This window comes from Rahnella laticis, from assembly GCF_015644585.1.
Lineage (GTDB): Bacteria > Pseudomonadota > Gammaproteobacteria > Enterobacterales > Enterobacteriaceae > Rahnella > Rahnella laticis.
On the sequence record NZ_JADOBI010000002.1, the window covers coordinates 374,512 to 393,479 of the forward strand.

Below are 18,968 nucleotides of genomic sequence, written 5' to 3' on the forward strand. Positions count from 1 at the left end.
TCCAAAAGGGGAAACGCTTTTCCCCTTTTGGTCGGTTTCGGCGCGAGCCGCTGAGCGATCACCGCAATTAAAAAACCGAAATTTACGCCAGGCTGCCGTTCCAAAGTTGTTTGGTTGCAACCCAAGGTCTTGACTTGAGTTAAGAGCTCACCGTCCCGGTTATACCCGATACGGCGAGTCTCTATGAGCCAAAATCAGAAGCTATAACTCGCTGTCACCGACACATTCCTCGGTTCGCCGTACACCACGTACTGGCTGACACTCGTGTCGTATTCTTTGTCGAACAGGTTGTTCACGTTGGCCTGAACCGCCAGTTGCTTCGTGACCTGATAACGGCTGAAGAGATTAACCACGGTATAGCTGCCTTGCTCGGCGTAACGCGTGCCGTTGCCGCTTGGGCCTGGCTCATCCTGCCAGACGTGGGTCTGCCAGTTCGCGCCGCCGCCGACGGTCAGATCCTGCAACATCGGCAGGCGATAGCTGGTGAACAGTTTCAGCTGCGTGCGCGGCAGTTGCGGGTTAACCGCATCGCTGTTTTCGTCTTCGGCAATGTAACGGGTGCCACCGAACGTCATCTGCCAGTTGTCGGTCAGCGCGCCATTCAGTTCAAATTCAATCCCGCGGCTCACCGTGCCGTTTTTGCCTTCGTACGCCGTATCGGTCGAGCCTTCGATGGTGCGGCCGATACTTTGCGCGACGTTATCCAGCTCCGCGCGGAACACAGCAACGGAAGCGGTCAGGCGGCTGTTGAACCAGTCGGATTTCACGCCCGCTTCGTAGTTTTTACCGATAACCGGCGACAGATACGCGCCGTTGATATCGCGGTAAGTCTGCGGCTGGAATACCGACGTGTAGCTGGCGTAGGTTGACCAGGTATCGTTGATGTCGAACACCAGACCGGCGTACGGCGTGATGTTGTTCTTCTCAATCTGAGCCGTCAGGGTGTCAGAATTCCAGTTGGTGTAACGCGCGCCGACAATCAGATGCAGCGGATCGGCCAGCGAAATACGCGTGGCGACGTACGCTGATTTCTGGCGGATAACGTCCCGCTCAGCCAGAGAGCGCGGGCCCCAGTCAGTTTCCGGGAACTGGCTGTTGTAATCGTTAAAGTTGCCCAGCTCTTCGGTCGAAATATTGGCGAATGCGCTGTAATAGGTATTTTGTTGCTTCGAATAACTCACGCCGGTCATCAGTTCATGCTGACGGCCAAATAGTTCGTACGGGCCGCTGGCAAAAGCGTCCACGCCATCGACTTTACGTTTACCGGTGTTGTAGCCGGTTCCCGCGACGACCGGATAACCGGCATAAGCGGATTCGCCCACGCCGGTGGTTTTATCGAATGTTCCGTCGATGTACATCATTTTGCTGTCGATAAGGGATTCGGTATGCGTGCCATTCAGCGTCGCCTGCCAGCCGTTATCGAAGGACTGTTTCAGGGTGGTGAAAAGTTTGGTGGTCTCTTTATTGCTGTAAGCCCAGTCCGGCGCGGAGTTAAAGCCACGGCGGTAATCGGTTTTGCTGCCGTCGAGATACCAGCGCGGCATGCCGCCCCAGGTCGGGCTGTCGGTGTTGGTTTGCTGGAATTCGTAGCCCGCGGAAAGCAGGGTGGAATCGGTCAGGTCGGCATCTACCGTGGCGTAGACGAATTTTTTGGTCGCGCCGTAACGCTCAACGTAGCTGTTCTGATCCTGATATCCGGTGATCAGGCGGCCACGTACGCTGCCGGATTCGTTCAGCGGGGTGGATAAATCTGCCACGTAACGCTGTTTGTTCCAGCTGCCGTAAGTTGCGGAAACATTGCCGGTGAATTCTTTGCTGTCGGCGTGTTTACGTACCTGATTGACGGAGGCGGACGGGTTGCCCGGACCGGTCATCAGGCCGGTTGCGCCGCGCACCACTTCGATGCGTTCGAACAGTGCGGTGTCGGATTGGGAATCGCCCAGATCCCAGCGCGGGTCGAAGGTGGTCGGAATGCCATCGACCATGTAGTTATCGATTAAAAAGCCACGTGCGTAATAGGTGCGACGGTCAAGATCCGAGACGCTTTCCTGAATGCCGGTGGTGTTTTTCAGGACATCACCCAGCGTTTGCAGCTGCTGATCCTGCATACGTTGTTTGCTGATGATGCTGACGGACTGCGGAATGTCGCGCGTGGTCAGCGCCATTTTGGTACCCGCGGTGGTGACCGGTACGCTGTAATCGGTGGCGGCAGTGTCGGTAGCCGCGACGTTATTCTGGCCGGTCACGACGACCGTATCGTCGGTTTTATTCGCCGCAGTTTCGGCAGCATTAGCAGAATGTATAGAAGACGAAATAAAAACAGCAATAACAGAAAGTGAAAGTTTCTGTCCTAAATTATTATTCCTGCCACGGATTGATTTAACTGACTTTTTCCCTGAAACGGATACCATTTATTAATCTCCGAAATATTATTTTATATTTTATTAGCCACAACTTTTAGATATTTATAACGCTTTAAAAGGGTGAACAAGACCCGCCGGGATCCCCCGAAAAAGAGGGCCGGAATGGTGGAGTGCTAACTCAGTTAATAAAGCGAATGAGAATAATACGCATTGGGTTTGGCGGTGTAAATAAATATTACCATTCTGTAATAGTGAGTTTTCTTTTCTCTTTTTTAGCCATTAAGAAATCTAGACATCTAAACGTTCGTTTTGTAGAGTGTCATTCACCTGCTGAATTACTGCTTGATTCAGTTAGAAAATTTCGAGGCGACGACACAATGATCAGTAACATTAAAATTCTCGATGGCGGAATGGGCCGTGAACTGGCCCGGATGGGCGCGCCGTTCCGTCAGCCGGAATGGTCGGCGCTGGCGCTGATCCAGGCACCGGAGTTTGTGCGTAAAGCGCATGACGCTTTTATTGCAGCCGGTTCCGACGTGATCACCACCAACAGCTACGCCGTCGTCCCTTTCCATGTGGGCGAAACCGTCTTTGCGGAGCAGGGCGCGGCGCTGATTGCGCTGTCCGGAAAACTGGCGCGCGAAGCCGCTGATGCGGCAAAAACGCCGGTGAAAGTGGCGGGTTCCCTGCCGCCGGTTCTGGGCTCTTATCGCCCGGATCTCTTCGAACCGGTTGCGGCGAAAAAACTGCTGACAGTGCTGGTGGAAAATCTCAAAGACACCGTGGATTACTGGCTGGCCGAAACGCAAAGTTCAGTCGCCGAGGTCGAAGCGGTGCGCGAAGTGCTGACAGACGTGCTGGGCGATGACCCGCGTCCGCTGTGGTTCTCGTTCACCTTGCAGGATCAGCTCAACGATGACGGCCACGCGCTGTTGCGCTCCGGTGAATCCATTGAACAGGCGGTTGACGCCGCGCAGCGTTTATCCGCCAGCGCGATTTTGTTCAACTGTAGCCGTCCGGAAGTGATGGCCGCCGCCGTTCGTGCGGCACGCGCCGCAAGCACCTCTCTTGATATCGGCGTTTATGCCAACGCTTTTGAGCCGGCGGATAACAAACGCGGCGCGAACGAAGGGTTAAGCAAAATGCGTCAGGACACCGATCCTGCCGGATATCTGCAATTTGCCGAAGACTGGGTAGCGCAGGGCGCAACGATGGTTGGCGGCTGCTGCGGTATCGGGCCGGAACATATCGCGGCATTGAAAAACGCATTCAGCCAATAAAATCAAAAACATTTCAGCCGCACGGCGGACTGAATTTTGGGGCGTGATCGCCTCAGTGACAGGGGAAAAACATGATTGATCGTCGTTCGTTTATTAAAAGTGCGGGGGCACTTTCCATCGCAGCCGCCACGCATTCATTGTGGCTGGGCAAGGCATTTGCCGCCGATGCGGAGAAGCCGAAAAAAGGCGGGCATCTGGTGGTGGGCGTGGATAACGCGTCCAGCACCGACCGTCTGGATCCGGCATTCTGGTTCGAAACCTACATGTATTTCGTCGGCTCTCAGGTCTTCAATAACCTGGTGGAAATCGACGAAAGCGCCGGACTTGCGCCCTCGCTGGCGGAATCCTGGTCATCTGCCGATGGCAGTAAAACCTGGGTGCTGAAAATCCGTCAGGGCGTGCAGTTCCACGATGGCCGTTCGCTGGGCGCGAAAGACGTGGTGTATTCCCTCAATCACCACCGCGGCGAGAAATCCACGTCGCCGGTAAAAGGTTATCTGGACACCGTCAGTTCCATTGAAGCGACCGGTGAACACGAAGTGACGATCAAACTGACCGCCGCCGATGTGGAATTTGTCTGGCTGCTGAGCGCGGTGCATTTTGCTATCACCGCCGAAAATGAAAACTTCGACAAAGGCATCGGCACAGGCGCGTTCATTCTGGAGAAATTCCAGCCGGGCGTTACCACGCTGACCAAACGCAATCCGAATTACTGGAACAGCGAACGCGGGCATGTTGACTCCGTCGAAACGCTGGCGATGAACGATTCCACGGCGCGCGTGGCGGCGCTGGTCAGCGGCTCTGCGCACCTGATTAACCGCGTGAATCCGCGCATTGTCAGCCGTATCGAGCGTATGCCGAACCTGAAACTGGTGCGTGCGAAAGACAGCATGATTTACACCTTCCCGGGGCTGTCGAATCTGGCGCCGTTTGATAACGTCGATGGCCGTCTGGCGCTGAAATACGCCATCGACCGTCAGCAGATTATCGACACCGTTTTGGGCGGATACGGCACCGTTGCCAACGATAATCCCATTTTCCCGTCGAACCGTTACTTTGCGAAAGACATTCCGCAGCGTCCGTATGACCCGGAAAAAGCGCAGTTCCACTGGAAGAAATCCGGGTTCAGCGGCCCGCTGACGCTTAACGTGGCCGACGCCGGTTTCCCGGGCGCGGTCGATGCCGGTCAGCTTTATCAGCAGTCTGCGGCGAAAGCCGGGATCAACCTCAACGTGGTGCGTGTGCCGGATGACGCGTTCTGGAATGATATCTGGCAGAAAAAAGCGTTTGTGTCGTCTAACTGGGCGAACCGTCCGACCGCCGATGCGCTGCTATCTCTGGTGTTTACCAGCCAGTCGTCGTGGAATGAATCGGCCTGGCACGTTCCGGCCTTCGATGCGATGGTGAAAGCCGCGCGCGGTGAGCCGGATGAAGCGCGCCGTAAGCAGATTTACCACGATATTCAGGTGATGCTGGTCGATCAGGGTAGCGAAGTCATTCCGCTTTACGCCGACGCGCTTGATGGCTGCTCATCCAAAATCAAAGGATTCACCTCCGTGCCGGGAATGCCGCTGAGCGGTAACCGCGCGGCAGAGAAAATCTGGATCGAAAGCTGAGCCGGGTAAAAGAATAATGTCAGAGCTTCCTTCTGTAAAAACAACACAACGGCCTGCGGGCCGTTTTTCGCTGAACCGTGTTTCACAAAACGGCTCGCTTTTGCGCATGGTGCTGGTGCGTTTGTTTTATGGCGTGCTGGTGGTGCTGGCGGTTTCCGTGCTGATTTTTGCCGGTGTGCAATTGCTGCCGGGCAACGCGGCCACCGCCATTCTCGGCCAGAGCACGACGCCGGACGCCATCCGCGAGCTTAACTTGCAACTCGGGCTGGATAAACCGGCGGCGAGCCGCTATCTGAGCTGGCTGTTCGGCGTACTGCACGGCGATTTCGGTACCAGTTTTTCCACCCGAGAAGCCATCAGCGGCCCGCTGTTTACGCGGCTTGGTAATACGCTGTTTCTGGCGGGATGCACCGCCGCCATCGCGGTTCCGCTGGCGCTAATCATCGGGTTTATTTCCGTGCGTTATCATGGCAGCGTTATTGATACTTTCCTCAATGCCATCACCCGCGCCACCGTTGCGCTGCCGGAATTTTTCTCCGGTTATCTGCTGATCCTGATTTTCGCCATCACGCTGGCATGGGCACCGAGCAACAGCAGTATTTCGCCGGACATGCCGCTGGGCGCCAAACTTTCTGCAATCTCACTGCCGTGCGCCACGCTGGTGCTGGCGATCCTCGGGCACATGAGCAACATGACCCGCGCCGCGCTGATTGCCGCGCAAAGCTCCGCCTATGTGGATACCGCGCTGCTGAAAGGGCTGTCGCCGTCGCGCATTTTGTGGCGTCACGTTCTGCCCAACGCCATCGGCCCGATTATCAACGTCGTGGCGATCAATCTGGCGTATCTGATGGTCGGTGTGGTGATTGTCGAGAACGTCTTTGTGTATCCGGGGCTGGGGCAATACATGGTCGACAGCATCAGCAAACGCGACATTCCGGTGATGCAGGATTGCGCGCTGTTGCTGGCCGGGATTTATATCCTGCTGAATTTGCTGGCAGACGTGATGGCGCTGGTCGCCAATCCGCGTTTACGCCATAACCGCTAAATTTTAGGAATTGCTGCAATGCCTGCCTTAAAACCTGCCTCGATTCTTGGCCTGCTGGTGCTGAGTCTCTTTGTTCTTATCGCGATTTTTGCGCCGTGGCTGGCGCCGCACGCACCGGATCAGACACTGGGCATGTCGTGGGATCTGCCGGGGCCCAATGCGCTGCTCGGCACCGACAATCTCGGGCGTGACCTGCTTTCGCGCCTCATCTGGGGTACCCGGGTTTCGCTGGGCGTTACCGCGCTGGCGGCGCTGGTGGCCTTTTCGGTCGGCTGCACGCTGGGCTTTATCGCCGGATTACGCGGCGGCTGGGTGGATCAGGTGATTTCCCGCTGCAACGACATCGTGATGGCGATCCCGACGCTGATTCTGGCGCTGATCGTGCTGGCCGTCTTGCCGAAAACCTTGCTGACCCTGACGCTGGTTCTCGGGCTGCTCGAATCCACCCGCGTGCTGCGTGTGGCGCGTTCTCTGGCGACGGATATCGGCGTGATGGAGTTTGTCGATGTGGCGCGCCTGCGCGGAGAAAGCCTCGGCTGGATCCTCCGGCGGGTGATTTTGCCTAACGCCTTACAGACGCTGATTGCCGAATTTGGCCTGCGCTTTATTTTCATTTTACTGTTCCTCTCGGCGCTGTCGTTCCTTGGTCTTGGCGTTCAGCCACCCACCGCCGACTGGGGCGGGCTGGCGCGGGATAATAAAGACGGCATTCTGTTTGGCGTCTGGGCGGCGCTGATCCCCGGCGGGGCGATTGCGGTGCTGGCGCTGGCGGTCAATGCCGTCGCCGACTGGCTGATGAGCGGTTCGACCCGCGTCTGGGGGAAAAAAGCATGAACGACGTTTTACTCAAGACAGAAAATTTGCGCGTGGTGACCGCCGGTAAAAATCCGCGGACGCTGGTGGATGACGTGTCTTTTACCGTCAAACGCGGCGAAGTGCTGGGGCTGATTGGCGAATCCGGCGCGGGGAAATCCACCATTGGGCTGGCAATTCTCGGCCATTGTCGTCAGGGAATGCGTATTCATTCCGGCAGCATTGTCTTTAACGGGCAGGATCTCACGGCGTTGTCTGACCGGCGTTTACGCCAGATCCGTGGCCGCCATATTGCGTATGTGGCGCAGTCCGCCGGTGCGGCGTTTAACCCGGCGATGACCCTGGGTGAACAGGTGATTGAAGCGGTACTGAAACACAAAATCTTTGACCGCCAGCAGGCACAGGCGCGCGCCATTGAACTGTTTGAACAGCTCGGTTTGCCGCAGCCACAGGCGTTTTATCAGCGTTATCCGCATCAGGTTTCCGGCGGTCAGTTGCAGCGGGCGATGATTGCGATGGCGCTGTGTGCCAGTCCCGAACTGCTGATTTTCGATGAGCCGACGACGGCGCTGGATGTCACTACGCAGCTTGGCGTGCTGAAAGCCATAGCCGATGTGATCCGCATTTCCGGCGTGGCGGCGATTTACATCAGCCACGATCTGGCCGTTGTCGCGCAAATCAGCGACAAGATTATGGTGTTGCAGCACGGCAAAACGGTGGAACAGGCACCGGCCGCGCAACTGCTGGCGCAGCCGCAACAGGAATACACCCGGCGTCTGCTGAATGCGCAGGGCGAAACTAAAACGCCGCAAACCGGCGAGGCACCCGTGGCGCTGAGTCTGCGCAATATCAGCGCGCGTTATCAGGCGCAGCCGGTCTTGCAGGATATTTCCCTGAATTTGCCGCGTGGCCGGACGCTGGCGGTGATCGGCGAATCCGGTTCGGGTAAATCAACGCTCGGCAAAGTGATTTGCGGGTTGCTCAGCCCGGAAACGGGGGAAGTGACACTGGAACAGCAAACGCTGCCAGCGGGTTTGCGTCAGCGCAGCCGCCCGCAGTTGCGCGATGTGCAGCTGATTCATCAGATCCCCGATACCGCGCTGAACCCGAAAGAGCGCATTGGCGGGCAGATTTCCCGCGTGCTGGAATGTTTTACTTCGCTTAACCGCAGCGAACGGCAGGCCAAAGTCAGCGAACTGCTGGCACAGGTCGGGCTGCATGCGGAACTCGCGGAGCGTTACCCTGCGGCACTTTCCGGCGGTCAGAAACAGCGCGTATGCATTGCACGGGCGCTGGCGGCGGAGCCGAAACTGATTGTGTGCGACGAACCGACGTCCGCGTTAGATCCGCTGGTGGCGCGCGACGTGCTGGCGCTGCTGCGTAAAATTCAGCACGACACCGGCATCGCGTACCTGTTTATCACGCATGATTTGCAGGTGGTGCGCGAGATTGCTGATGAAGTGGCGGTGCTCAGACAAGGCGTGATTGTACGGCAGGGGCCGGTGGAATCCGCACTGAGCGAACCGCTGGACGATTACACCCGCGAGTTGCTGCATTCCGTACCGGAAATGCGCACCGGCTGGCTGGCAGAAATGTTCGTCTGCGAGTAAAGCGGCCTCCCCTGAAAAGGGGAGGCGTAAATCGCAATTCCATTGTTGTACAGTAACAAACCTTTCTGATTCATTTCTCTTTACACTTCCCTAATAATTCATTCACTAAAGATCTCTTTATTTGTACCGATAACCTTCCTGAACGTTAAATATTTCTAAGGGTTTTATTCCCGCGTCAAAAAATTAATTTGAGATAAGGGTTTCCGGATTATTTAAAAGAAAATAAACAGTGATTTCGCTATGCAATCATCAGCAATTTGAATTGTTTCGCGTTGTATTCATTTTATTGGCCAGGAAATAAGGGAGTGAGAATGTTTAAGATGATCAACAATATGCGGGTGGGTGCCCGTTTGGGGGCCGCATTCAGCCTGGTAATTCTGCTATTAATCATCGTCAGCGTGACGGCAGTAACCAAAATAAGCGGAATCAACGCCAGTATTGAGCAAATAGTCAACGATCGTTATGTGAAAGTTCGTCTGGCATTTGATGTCCGCGACGGCGTAAATGACCAGATTAAATTTTTGCGCGGAATTGTTATCGATACCAAAAATCCTGAGCAAAACCAAAAACGTTATTTACAGCTGGATGACACCATTAAACAAACCAATCTGGCGATGAGCAAAATTGCGGCCATCCAGACAACGGTGACCGGCAAGCAAAAAATCAAAGCCTTGCAGGATGCCAGCGATGCGTTTGAAAGCGGCAAAGAAGCGCTGATCGCACTGGCCCGCTCCGGTGATATGGACGGCGCAACCGAATATGTTCTGCGTAAACTGACCACGTCGCAGAACGCGTATCTGGATCTGGCGACCGCTTTTGCCAATTCGCAGGATCAGCAGTTGCAGGCCGAAGGCAAAAAAGCCGTGGCAGACGGGCATACCGCCATTGAACTGACGCTGATTTTCTCCGCGCTGGCGATCCTTGTCGCAGCGGCAATGGGCTATTTCCTGACCCGTTCTATCACCCGTCCGCTGCTTAACGCGGTGAAAGTGGCAGAAAACGTGGCGGCAGGCGACCTGACCACGCAAATTCAGGTGAATTCCCACGACGAAACGGGCCAGCTGATGCAGGGCCTGAAAAACATGAACGAAAATCTGCTCAAGATCGTGACTGAAGTCCGCGCCGGAACCAATGCGATTAACAGCGCGTCTAGCGAAATTGCCGCCGGGAACCTGGATTTATCTTCCCGTACCGAACAGCAGGCCAGCTCTCTGGAAGAAACTGCCTCGGCGATGGAACAGATGACCGCCACGGTGAAACAGAATGCTGATAATGCGCGTCAGGCTAATCAGCTGGCGGCGCAGGCTTCCCGCGTGGCAGTGCAGGGCGGCGAAGTGGTGGGCGAGGTCGTTAATACGATGGAAGGCATCAACGCGTCTTCCCGTAAAATTGTCGATATCATCGCGGTCATCGACGGCATTGCGTTCCAGACCAACATTCTGGCGCTGAACGCCGCCGTGGAAGCCGCGCGTGCCGGTGAACAGGGTCGCGGTTTTGCCGTGGTGGCCTCGGAAGTGCGCAATCTGGCGCAGCGTTCTGCTTCGGCGGCGAAAGAGATTAAATCGCTGATCGACGATTCTGTTCTGAAAGTCGATAACGGAACGCAGCTGGTCGCCAAAGCGGGCGCAACCATGGCCGAAGTGGTGTCCAGCGTGAAGAACGTGACCGATATCGTGGGCGAAATTGCGATTGCCAGCAACGAGCAAAGCACCGGCATCGAAGAGATCAACAAAGCCATCAACCAGATGGATGAAGTCACGCAGCAGAACGCCGCGCTGGTTCAGGAAGCCTCTTCGGCGGCGTATTCCCTGAATGAGCAGGCGGAGCGCCTGTCGCAGGCCATCAGCATCTTTAAAGTCAGCGCGGCGACGGCAACCTCCGCCGTGCGCAAAGCGACGCAGGCTAAATCCCCGGCGCTATTGCCAAACCGTCGCGCGGTGCCTGCCGCCGATGAAGGCTCGTGGGAAACCTTCTGATTTTCTGATTATTTTCTGCGTTAATTCTCCAAACCCGGTACTGAGTATCGGGTTTTTTACTTTTCCGCCGTTTTCAGACTTTTAAGACACTTCCCCTAACTGCCGTACTTCCCCTCTTTGTTATTGTTTTCCTGTAAAACACACTCATTTTTTGAAAGGGAGTTTTCATATGGCCGGTTTTCTGACAGCTAAAAATAATGCACTTCCGGGGATTGTCGCGGGTACAGCGGCTTTGCTTTTCAGTTTTGTGTCGAACGCAGATGTGCAATCGCGTCAGCAGTTTCTTGATCAGGCCGCCGAGAAGAACCGTCAGCAGTATGAACAGGTTCTGCAACAGCAACGAAAACAACAGGAAGAGTTTGAGAAGAGTTCCCGCGACTATGCCAGGCAGGTTGAGGAACGTGTTAAACAGCAGAATGCCGAGACTGACCGCATCCATAAGGAAGCGGTCGAGCGCAATAAACAGGATGAAATGGACAGACTGGCGCGGGCGCAAAAAATGCGTGATGAAGCCGGAGATCCGGAGCGGAACTGAGCCCGCTCCGGTTTCGTCGCTTTTGAGTTTCAGCGCCCGACGCGTGCCTGCAATGCGGCCGGATAGCGGTCGCCGTGAACTTCGACGGCGGCCAGCGCGCTGGCGAGATTGCGTAATTCGCTGTCGCTCAGCGTGACGTCCGTTGCGCCTAAGTTTTCTTCCAGACGGTGCAGTTTGGTGGTGCCCGGAATCGGTACAATCCACGGTTTTTGTGCCAGTAACCAGGCCAGCGCAATCTGTGCCGGTGTAACGCGTTTTTCCTGCGCGATGTTATGAATCACCGCCAGCAGGCTCTGGTTTGCCGCCAGCGCTTCCGGCGAGAAACGCGGCACTTTGCTGCGGAAATCGTCGCTTCCAAAGGTGGCATTCGCATCAAATGCGCCGGTCAGGAAGCCTTTCCCCAGCGGGCTGAAGGGCACAAAACCAATACCCAGCTCTTCCAGCGTCGGAATGATTTCCTGCTCCGGCTCGCGCCACCACATGGAATATTCGCTTTGCAGCGCGGTAACCGGTTGTACGGCGTGCGCGCGGCGGATAGTTTGTGCGCCCGCTTCGGACAGCCCGAAGTGCTTCACTTTACCCTCGGCAATCAGATCTTTTACTGCGCCGGCGACGTCTTCAATCGGTACTTCCGGGTCTACGCGGTGCTGATAAAGCAGGTCGATGACGTCGGTTTTCAGGCGTTTCAGCGAGCCTTCCACCGCGACGCGAATGTGTTCAGGGCGGCTGTTGAGGTTTTGCTGTTTGTTATCGTCGCCAAAGGTGAAACCAAATTTCGTGGCGATCACCACTTTATCGCGCACCGGTGCCAGCGCTTCGCCGACCACTTCTTCGTTGAGGTACGGGCCGTAAACTTCGGCGGTGTCAAAGAAGGTTACGCCGCGTTCTACCGCGGCGCGGATAAGTTCAATGGCCTGACGGGGTTCCGTTGCGGCGCCGTAACCAAAGCTCAGCCCCATGCAGCCTAAACCGAGAGACGAAACTTCGAGGCCAGACTTGCCCAGTAAGCGTTTTTGCATGTGATTTTTCCTCAGTATTGACGTGATACGTTCAGTGTCCGTGGGATCTGCGATCCGTTGCGAGGAGATTTATCCTGTAATCCCGGAATCCTGTGATTTCAGGATGAATAACAACGAAAGCTTAACGTGGACTGAATCATAGTCGCTGAAGGTTCATCGGATTAGAGGGGGCAATCCGCATACCTTTATGAGCTGAGTTCATTAATCGGAGAGAGCCTGCGGGAACATGACAAAGTTGTCATTTTTCTGGCGGCTTTCTGTAGGGGCGCGCAGCGTAGACTCGGCGCAATATCTTATTGCCGGGAAGACCCGTTGTATGAACATTTCCAGGCCAAAGCGCCTTGCTGTAATCACGTTAGTGCTGGTTTGCGGAGCCTCTTTCTGGGGCTATTCGTTGCGCAGTTCGCCAGCGGCTGAAAAACCGGCGGCCTCTGCGCCACTGGTCACGCTGGTGGCGGCGCAAACCAAAGATTTGCCTCTGACGCTCAGCACGCAGGGGCATCTGGTTTCGCTTAATCAGGTGGATGTCCGCGCGCAAATCACCAGTTCCGTGGCGCAGGTGGCGTTCCACGAAGGCGATTTCGTCAAAAAAGGGCAGCTGTTATTTGTGCTTGATGACGCCGAACAGCAGGCCGCGCTGCATCATGCGGTAGCGCAGCTGGCGGTGATGAAAGCCCAGCGCGATAAAGCCGTCAGCGATCTGAATCGCGGTAAATCGCTGGTGAAACAGAACTACATTTCGTCATCCGACTGGGACACGCTGGTCAGCGCCTCGCAGCAATATGCCGCGCAGTACCTTTCCGCGCAGGACGATATCCGCACCGCGCAGGCGCAGCTGGCGTATACCCGAATTGTTGCGCCGGTCAGCGGTAAAACCGGTGCGCTGAATGTGCATCCCGGCAGTCTGGCGCAGCCGACCAGCACGCTGCCTCTGGTCAGCATCAACCAGTTCGACCCGATTGGCGCAGAATTTACGCTGCCGGAACAGAACCTGAATGCGGTGATTGTCGCGCAGCAGCATCAGCCGGTGAAAGTCTGGGTGAATGATGCCAACGGCAAACGTATCGCCGGTACGCTGAATTTTATCGATAACAGCGTGAGCACCACCAGCGGGACGGTCAGCTTCAAAGCGACGTTCACCAACGCCAGCAACCTGCTGTGGCCGGGGCTTTATCAGAATATCACCGTGGATGCGGGCACCACGCCCGGCGCGGTGGTGCTGCCTCCGCAGGCTGTGCAGGATGGGCCGGACGGGCATTTTGTCTATGTCATCGATAAGCAAAATCATGCGGCGACGATGCCGGTGACGTTGCTGCGAATTCAGCAACAAATGGCGGTGGTGGAAGGTGTGTCGGCAGGCATGCAGGTGGTGTCTGAAGGTGCGCGAATGCTGCGTCCGGGTATGCCGGTCACGGTGGCGACCCAGCATGCGGGGCAGGCGTTATGAGTTTGTCCGAACTGTGTCTGAAACGCCCGATTGCCGTGATGTTGCTGTGGCTGGCCGTGATGGCCGCCGGTTTGCTGTGCTGGTTCAAATTGCCGATTGCCGCCTTGCCCAATTACGATACGCCCACGATTCAGGTCAATGCGTCGCTGTCCGGCGCCAGCCCGGAAACCATGGCGTCTTCCGTGGCGACGCCGCTGGAGAAAAAACTTTCCACCATTCCGGGCGTAGTGACGCTGACGTCCAACAGTTTGCAGGGCGCGACCACCATCGTGATGGAGTTTGATCCGTCGCGAAATATCGATTCGGCATCGGTAGACGTGCAGTCGGCGCTGTATCAGGCGATGAAACAGCTGCCGTCGGAAATGACCACGCCGCCGTCGTTTCGCAAAATTAACCCGGCGGATGCGCCGATTGTGCAGATCGGGCTGGATTCGCCGTCGATGCCGCTTTCCGATCTCAACCGGTATTCGGATGACCTGATTTCTCCTGCGCTCTCTACGCTGACCGGCGTGGCGCAGGTGTCGGTGATCGGCCAGAAACGCTATGCGGTGCGGGTGGAAATCAACCCGGACAAACTGGCGGCCACCGATCTCACTTTGGAAGAGGTGAACAGCGCGCTGAGCGCCGCCAACGCCAGTTCGCCGATCGGTGAGCTGGACGGCAAACGCCAGATGGTGATGTTGCAGACCCGTGGTGACCTGATGAATGCGGCAGACTTTGCGAATGTGGTGATTGCCACCCGCAACGGCCAGCCGGTGCGGCTTTCTGATGTGGCGTCCGTCGAAGACAGCATCGAAAACACGCTGAGCTACAGTGCGGTCAACGGCCATCATGCGATTGTGCTCAGCGTACAGCGTCAGCCGGGTGCGAATATTGTGGCGACGCTCGACTCCATCCGCCAGCTGCTGCCAAAAATCCAGGCGCAGATGCCCGCGTCCGTGAACGTCAAAATCCTCAATGACCGCTCGGTTTCCATCCGCAATGCGATTCATGACGTCACGATGACGCTGGTGCTGACCATCGGTCTGGTCATCATGGTGATCCTGCTGTTCCTGCGTCACGCCCGCGCGACGCTGATCCCGGCGCTGAGTTTACCTATTTCGCTGCTGGGGACGTTTGCGCTGATGTATGCGTTTGGCCTGAGCCTCGATAATATTTCCCTGATGGGGCTGACGATTGCCGTCGGGCTGGTGGTGGATGACGCCATTGTGGTGCTCGAAAACATCATGCGTTATATCGAGCAGGGGGAAAAACCGTTCCAGGCCGCGCTGAAAGGCGTGCGCGAAGTGGGGTTTACCGTGGTGTCGATCTCGCTGTCGCTGATTGCAGTCTTCATCCCGATCTTCTTTATGCCGGGCACGCTGGGGCTGCTGTTCCATGAATTTGCTTATGTGGTGTCGCTGGCGATTCTGGTGTCGGCGGCGGCGTCCCTGACGATTATTCCGCTGCTGGTGCCGATGCTGATTATGCCGCATACGGCTGAAGATAAACCGGCACCGCGCTGGAGCCGGGCGTTCGAGGCGGCGTTCGAAGGGCTGCGCCAGCATTATGCGCACGGGCTGGAATGGGCAATCCGTCACCGGCTGATTACGCTGAGCGTGGCGCTGAGCACGGTGATTCTGACCGCCGGTTTATACTGGGTCTCGCCGAAAGGGTTCTTCCCGCAGGAAGATATCGGGCAGGTGACCGCCAATATCGACGCGCCGCAGGACATGTCTTATGAAGGCCGTCTCAGCGTGGCCGATCAGCTGGGCAAAACCCTGTTGCAGGATCCGAGCGTGGCGGACGTTGTGACCAAAGTTGACCACGATACGACTCAGCTCTCGCTCACGCTTAAAGACGCCAGCCTGCGCCCGGCAATGGCCGACGTGCTGAAACAGATGCGTTCAGAAACACGCTATCTGCCGGGCATTAATGTGTTTTACAGCGCGGTGCAGAACCTGAGAGTCGGCGGACGCAGCTCGAAAAGCAGCTATCAGTACACGCTGCAATCGGTGAGCAGCGGTGGCGGCACCAGCCTGAATGACTGGGCGAACAAACTCATGGGCGAGATGCAAAAGAGTGGAGTGTTTGTCGGGCTGAACAGCGATGCACAGCTGAACGGTTTGCAGGCGCAGCTGGTGATTGACCGCAATAAGGCATCGCTGATGGGCGTGGACGTTCAGCAGATCCGTAAAAATCTTTACGACGCGTTCGGGACGTATCAGGTCTCGACCATTTACGCGCCGGAAGACAGCTACGAAGTCATCATTGAAGTGCAGGCACCGTTCCGGCAAAACGAAAGTGACTTGTCGAAAATCTATGTCCGCGCTTCCGATAATTCCCTGCTGCCGGTCACGACGTTTACCCATATTTCCCGTGCGGCGGGTGTGACGGCGGTGAACCATCAGGGGCAGTTACCGGCGATCACACTGTCGTTTGACCTCGCGCCGGGCAAATCCTTATCGGACGCCACACAGGCCATTTCGCAGGCGCAGCAAACGCTGAAAATGCCGCCTTCGGTTTTCGGCACCTATGCCGGGCAGGCGGCGCTCTATCAGCAATCGCAGAGCAGCCAGATCTGGCTGATCCTGCTGGCGCTGGCGGTGATTTACGTCATTCTCGGCGTGTTGTACGAAAGCTGGATCCACCCGCTGACCATTTTGCTCGGGCTGCCGTCGGCGGCGGTGGGCGCTTTGCTGGCGCTGCGGTTGTTTAATCTCGATCTGACGTTTATCGCCATGATCGGCATTCTGCTGCTGATCGGCATTGTGAAAAAGAACGCTATCATGATGATAGACTTCGCGTTAGCCGCACAACGCGAGCACGGCATGAGCCCGCACAACGCCATTGTTCAAGCCTGTTTACAGCGATTCAGGCCGATCATGATGACCACGCTCTGCGCGATCATGGGTGCATTGCCCATCGCGCTGGGGCTGGGAGCCGGGGCGGAGCTGCGTCAGCCAATGGGCGTGGCGATTGTCGGCGGGCTGCTGTTCTCGCAATTTATTACCCTGTTTATTACCCCGGTATTGTTCTTACTGTTTGATGGCAAAGGCAGCAAGGCCGCAAACCCTGAGGTGAAGGAGCTGGCATGAGGTTACTGTTGGTGGAAGACCAGAAAATGGCGTCTGAATATATCGCCAAGGGGCTGACGGAGAATAATTTCGTCGTGGATGTCGCACAAAACGGCGTCGACGGGCTGCATTTTCTGCTGACCAATGAATATGACCTGGCCATTCTGGACGTTATGTTGCCGGGCATTGACGGCTGGAAAGTGATTGAAATGGCGCGTCAGGCCGGTAAACAAACACCGATTATGTTTCTGACCGCGCGTGACGACGTCGAAGACCGCGTGCGCGGGCTGGAATTGGGCGCGGAAGATTATCTGATTAAGCCGTTTTCGTTCAGCGAACTGCTCGCCCGCGCGCGGGTGATCCTGCGGCGGCAGACGGCGCAGCTTTCACCCGCAGCAGAAGAAAATCAGTTACAGGTGGCGGATCTGACCCTCGATTTGCTTAAGCACAGAGTGACACGGGGCGGCGTGCGCATCGAACTCACCCAAAAAGAGTTTCTGTTGCTGAGTTTGCTGATGCGCCGCTCCGGCGAAGTGCTTTCCCGCACGGTGCTGGCCGAGCAGGTGTGGGACATGAATTTCGACCCGGAAACTAACGTCATCGACGTGGCGAACCGTCGTCTGCGCAACAAAATTGATGACAATTTCGAGGACAAACTGCTGCATACGCTGCGCGGCGCAGGGTATGTGCTGGAACTGCGCGCTTCATGAAATCCCTTATTCGCGCACTGCGAAATATGCCGATTACCTTCCGGTTGACGCTCTATTTTTCGCTGACGATGGCGATTGTTTTGTACAGCGTGTCCGGCCTGTTGTATTCCACCATGCGTTCGCAGCTCAATCAGAAAGATGAACAGGAACTGCGCAGCTCAATGCAGTTTCAGCAGGAAATGGCGATCGCCATCAGCGAGCGGCAGGGCACGGAAGCGCAGTGGCAAAAGGAACTGTTTGAATTCGTGGCAAAGCAGGAGCGTCTTTCGTTGCGCATCATCAGCCCGGACGGAAAAATCTATTCCCAGTCGGCGAATATGCGCGTGCCGCAGTCTGACTTCTCACCGCCGACGCAAAACTTCAGTTACCGCTCGTGGCGCTACGGCGATGAAGAACACCGCGAAAAATACCTGATCACCTCGACGCATTTCACCCTCCGCGACAACCAGCAATGGCTGGTGCAGGCGGCGCTGAACGTGTCCAAAAATAATGAAATCATCGAAAATTATTATCAGATGATGCAGGTGATTGCCGCGCTGGCGATCATCCTGTTTGCCGCTCTGGGTTTCTGGCTGGCGCGCCGGGGATTATCGCCGCTGCGGCTGATCATCGCGGATATCGAGAAAATCCACGCCGAAGACCTGCATACCCGTATTTCCACGCAACGCTGGCCGACGGAGCTGAACGCGCTGGCCGCGTCTTTTGACCGGATGATGATGCGGCTTGAAGCCTCGTTTAAGCAGCTCAACCGTTTTTCCTCCGACATCGCCCACGAATTACGTGCGCCGATCAATAACCTGATTTCCGCCGCCAGCGTGACGCAGTCGAAAGACCGCAGCAGCCGGGAATATCAGGAAACTCTTGCCGCCATTGTTGAAGAAGGTGAACGTTTGTCCCGTATGATTTCCTCCATGCTGTTTCTCGCCCGGGCAGACAACAGCCGCGAATCTCTGGCGAAAGAGTGGATGAGCAGCCGTCACGAATTTGAAAAGCTGATCAATTTCTACGACGTACTGGCGGAAGAAAAAAACATCCGGCTGGTCAGCGAAGGCGATATCGCGTTGCAGGGCGATCCGCTGCTGATCCAGCGTGCGCTGTCGAATATTTTGTCTAACGCTATCCGCCATACCGGCGAAAACGGGCTGATTTCCCTGAGCGCCCGGGATGACGCGCAGTTTGTCTGGCTGAGTATCGAAGATACGGGCGAGGGAATCTCTGCGGAACATCTGCCGCTGATTTTTGACCGTTTCTACCGGATCGACGCCTCGCGCAGCCTGACTGAAAACACCGGCCTCGGGCTGGCGATTGTGAAAACCATCGCGGAATTGCACGGCGGGCGCATTGTCGTTGAAAGCGAACCGGGCAAAGGCAGCCGTTTTACACTGGTTCTGCCGAAATAATCATTCTGCGCTGAACTCCCGATAAAAAAAATTCAGCGTTCCCGATGAGACAGGCTATCTTTCTTAAGGTTTTTAGATGATTAGCCAGAAAGATAAAG

The 18,968-nt window shown here is 56.2% G+C and carries 13 protein-coding genes; 11 read left to right on the top strand and 2 right to left on the bottom strand.

The annotated features are described in order from the left end of the window. Positions 1-194: 194 nt before the first annotated feature. Positions 195-2,411 (bottom strand): ferric-rhodotorulic acid/ferric-coprogen receptor FhuE, encoded by a 2,217-nt coding sequence (fhuE, locus tag IV433_RS04985; RefSeq protein WP_229893216.1) that lies wholly within the window; start codon positions 2,409-2,411, stop codon positions 195-197. A gap of 329 nt (positions 2,412-2,740) precedes the next feature. On the opposite strand from fhuE, the gene IV433_RS04990 reads away from it, so the two are divergent. From IV433_RS04990 to IV433_RS05020, 7 genes are all read left to right on the top strand, one after another. Continuing rightward, the gene (locus IV433_RS04990) at positions 2,741-3,643 is read left to right on the top strand and encodes a homocysteine S-methyltransferase family protein (protein WP_195813278.1); all 903 of its coding nucleotides are present in this window, start codon (positions 2,741-2,743) and stop codon (positions 3,641-3,643) included. Positions 3,644-3,717: 74 nt separating this feature from the next. Further along, positions 3,718-5,259 carry an ABC transporter substrate-binding protein gene (locus tag IV433_RS04995; RefSeq protein WP_195813521.1) on the top strand — a complete coding sequence of 514 codons (1,542 nt, stop codon included), beginning with the start codon at positions 3,718-3,720 and terminating at the stop codon, positions 5,257-5,259. Between the two features lie 106 nt (positions 5,260-5,365). Then, entirely contained in the window at positions 5,366-6,304 is a 939-nt protein-coding gene (locus IV433_RS05000; protein ID WP_195813522.1) for an ABC transporter permease, read from the top strand. A gap of 18 nt (positions 6,305-6,322) precedes the next feature. Beyond that, a complete protein-coding gene (locus IV433_RS05005) occupies positions 6,323-7,138 on the top strand; it encodes an ABC transporter permease (protein WP_195813279.1) in 816 nt (271 codons plus the stop codon). Then, positions 7,135-8,727, top strand: a complete 1,593-nt coding sequence (locus IV433_RS05010) for an ABC transporter ATP-binding protein (RefSeq protein ID WP_195813280.1) — start codon at positions 7,135-7,137, stop codon at positions 8,725-8,727. The genes IV433_RS05005 and IV433_RS05010 overlap by 4 nt, the downstream gene beginning before the upstream one ends. A gap of 311 nt (positions 8,728-9,038) precedes the next feature. Next, positions 9,039-10,703: a methyl-accepting chemotaxis protein gene (locus tag IV433_RS05015; RefSeq protein ID WP_195813281.1), complete on the top strand. Its 1,665-nt coding sequence runs from the start codon at positions 9,039-9,041 to the stop codon at positions 10,701-10,703. A gap of 169 nt (positions 10,704-10,872) precedes the next feature. Next, entirely contained in the window at positions 10,873-11,238 is a 366-nt protein-coding gene (locus IV433_RS05020; RefSeq protein ID WP_195813282.1) for a hypothetical protein, read from the top strand. A 29-nt stretch (positions 11,239-11,267) separates the two neighbouring features. Here IV433_RS05020 and IV433_RS05025 read toward each other — a convergent pair whose 3' ends face one another. After that, the gene (locus IV433_RS05025) at positions 11,268-12,257 is read right to left on the bottom strand and encodes an aldo/keto reductase (RefSeq protein WP_195813283.1); all 990 of its coding nucleotides are present in this window, start codon (positions 12,255-12,257) and stop codon (positions 11,268-11,270) included. Positions 12,258-12,573: 316 nt separating this feature from the next. On the opposite strand from IV433_RS05025, the gene IV433_RS05030 reads away from it, so the two are divergent. Genes IV433_RS05030 through IV433_RS05045 form a run of 4 tightly spaced genes read left to right on the top strand, consistent with a single transcriptional unit; the run spans position 12,574 to position 18,870 of the window. Continuing rightward, a complete protein-coding gene (locus IV433_RS05030; protein WP_195813284.1) occupies positions 12,574-13,704 on the top strand; it encodes an efflux RND transporter periplasmic adaptor subunit in 1,131 nt (376 codons plus the stop codon). Next, the gene (locus tag IV433_RS05035) at positions 13,701-16,781 is read left to right on the top strand and encodes an efflux RND transporter permease subunit (RefSeq protein ID WP_195813285.1); all 3,081 of its coding nucleotides are present in this window, start codon (positions 13,701-13,703) and stop codon (positions 16,779-16,781) included. The genes IV433_RS05030 and IV433_RS05035 overlap by 4 nt, the downstream gene beginning before the upstream one ends. Next, positions 16,778-17,470 carry a heavy metal response regulator transcription factor gene (locus IV433_RS05040; RefSeq protein ID WP_195813286.1) on the top strand — a complete coding sequence of 231 codons (693 nt, stop codon included), beginning with the start codon at positions 16,778-16,780 and terminating at the stop codon, positions 17,468-17,470. Before IV433_RS05035 ends, IV433_RS05040 begins: the two co-directional genes overlap by 4 nt. Then, on the top strand, positions 17,467-18,870 hold the full coding sequence (locus tag IV433_RS05045; protein ID WP_195813287.1) for a heavy metal sensor histidine kinase: 1,404 nt from the start codon (positions 17,467-17,469) through the stop codon (positions 18,868-18,870). The genes IV433_RS05040 and IV433_RS05045 overlap by 4 nt, the downstream gene beginning before the upstream one ends. Positions 18,871-18,968: the final 98 nt, after the last annotated feature.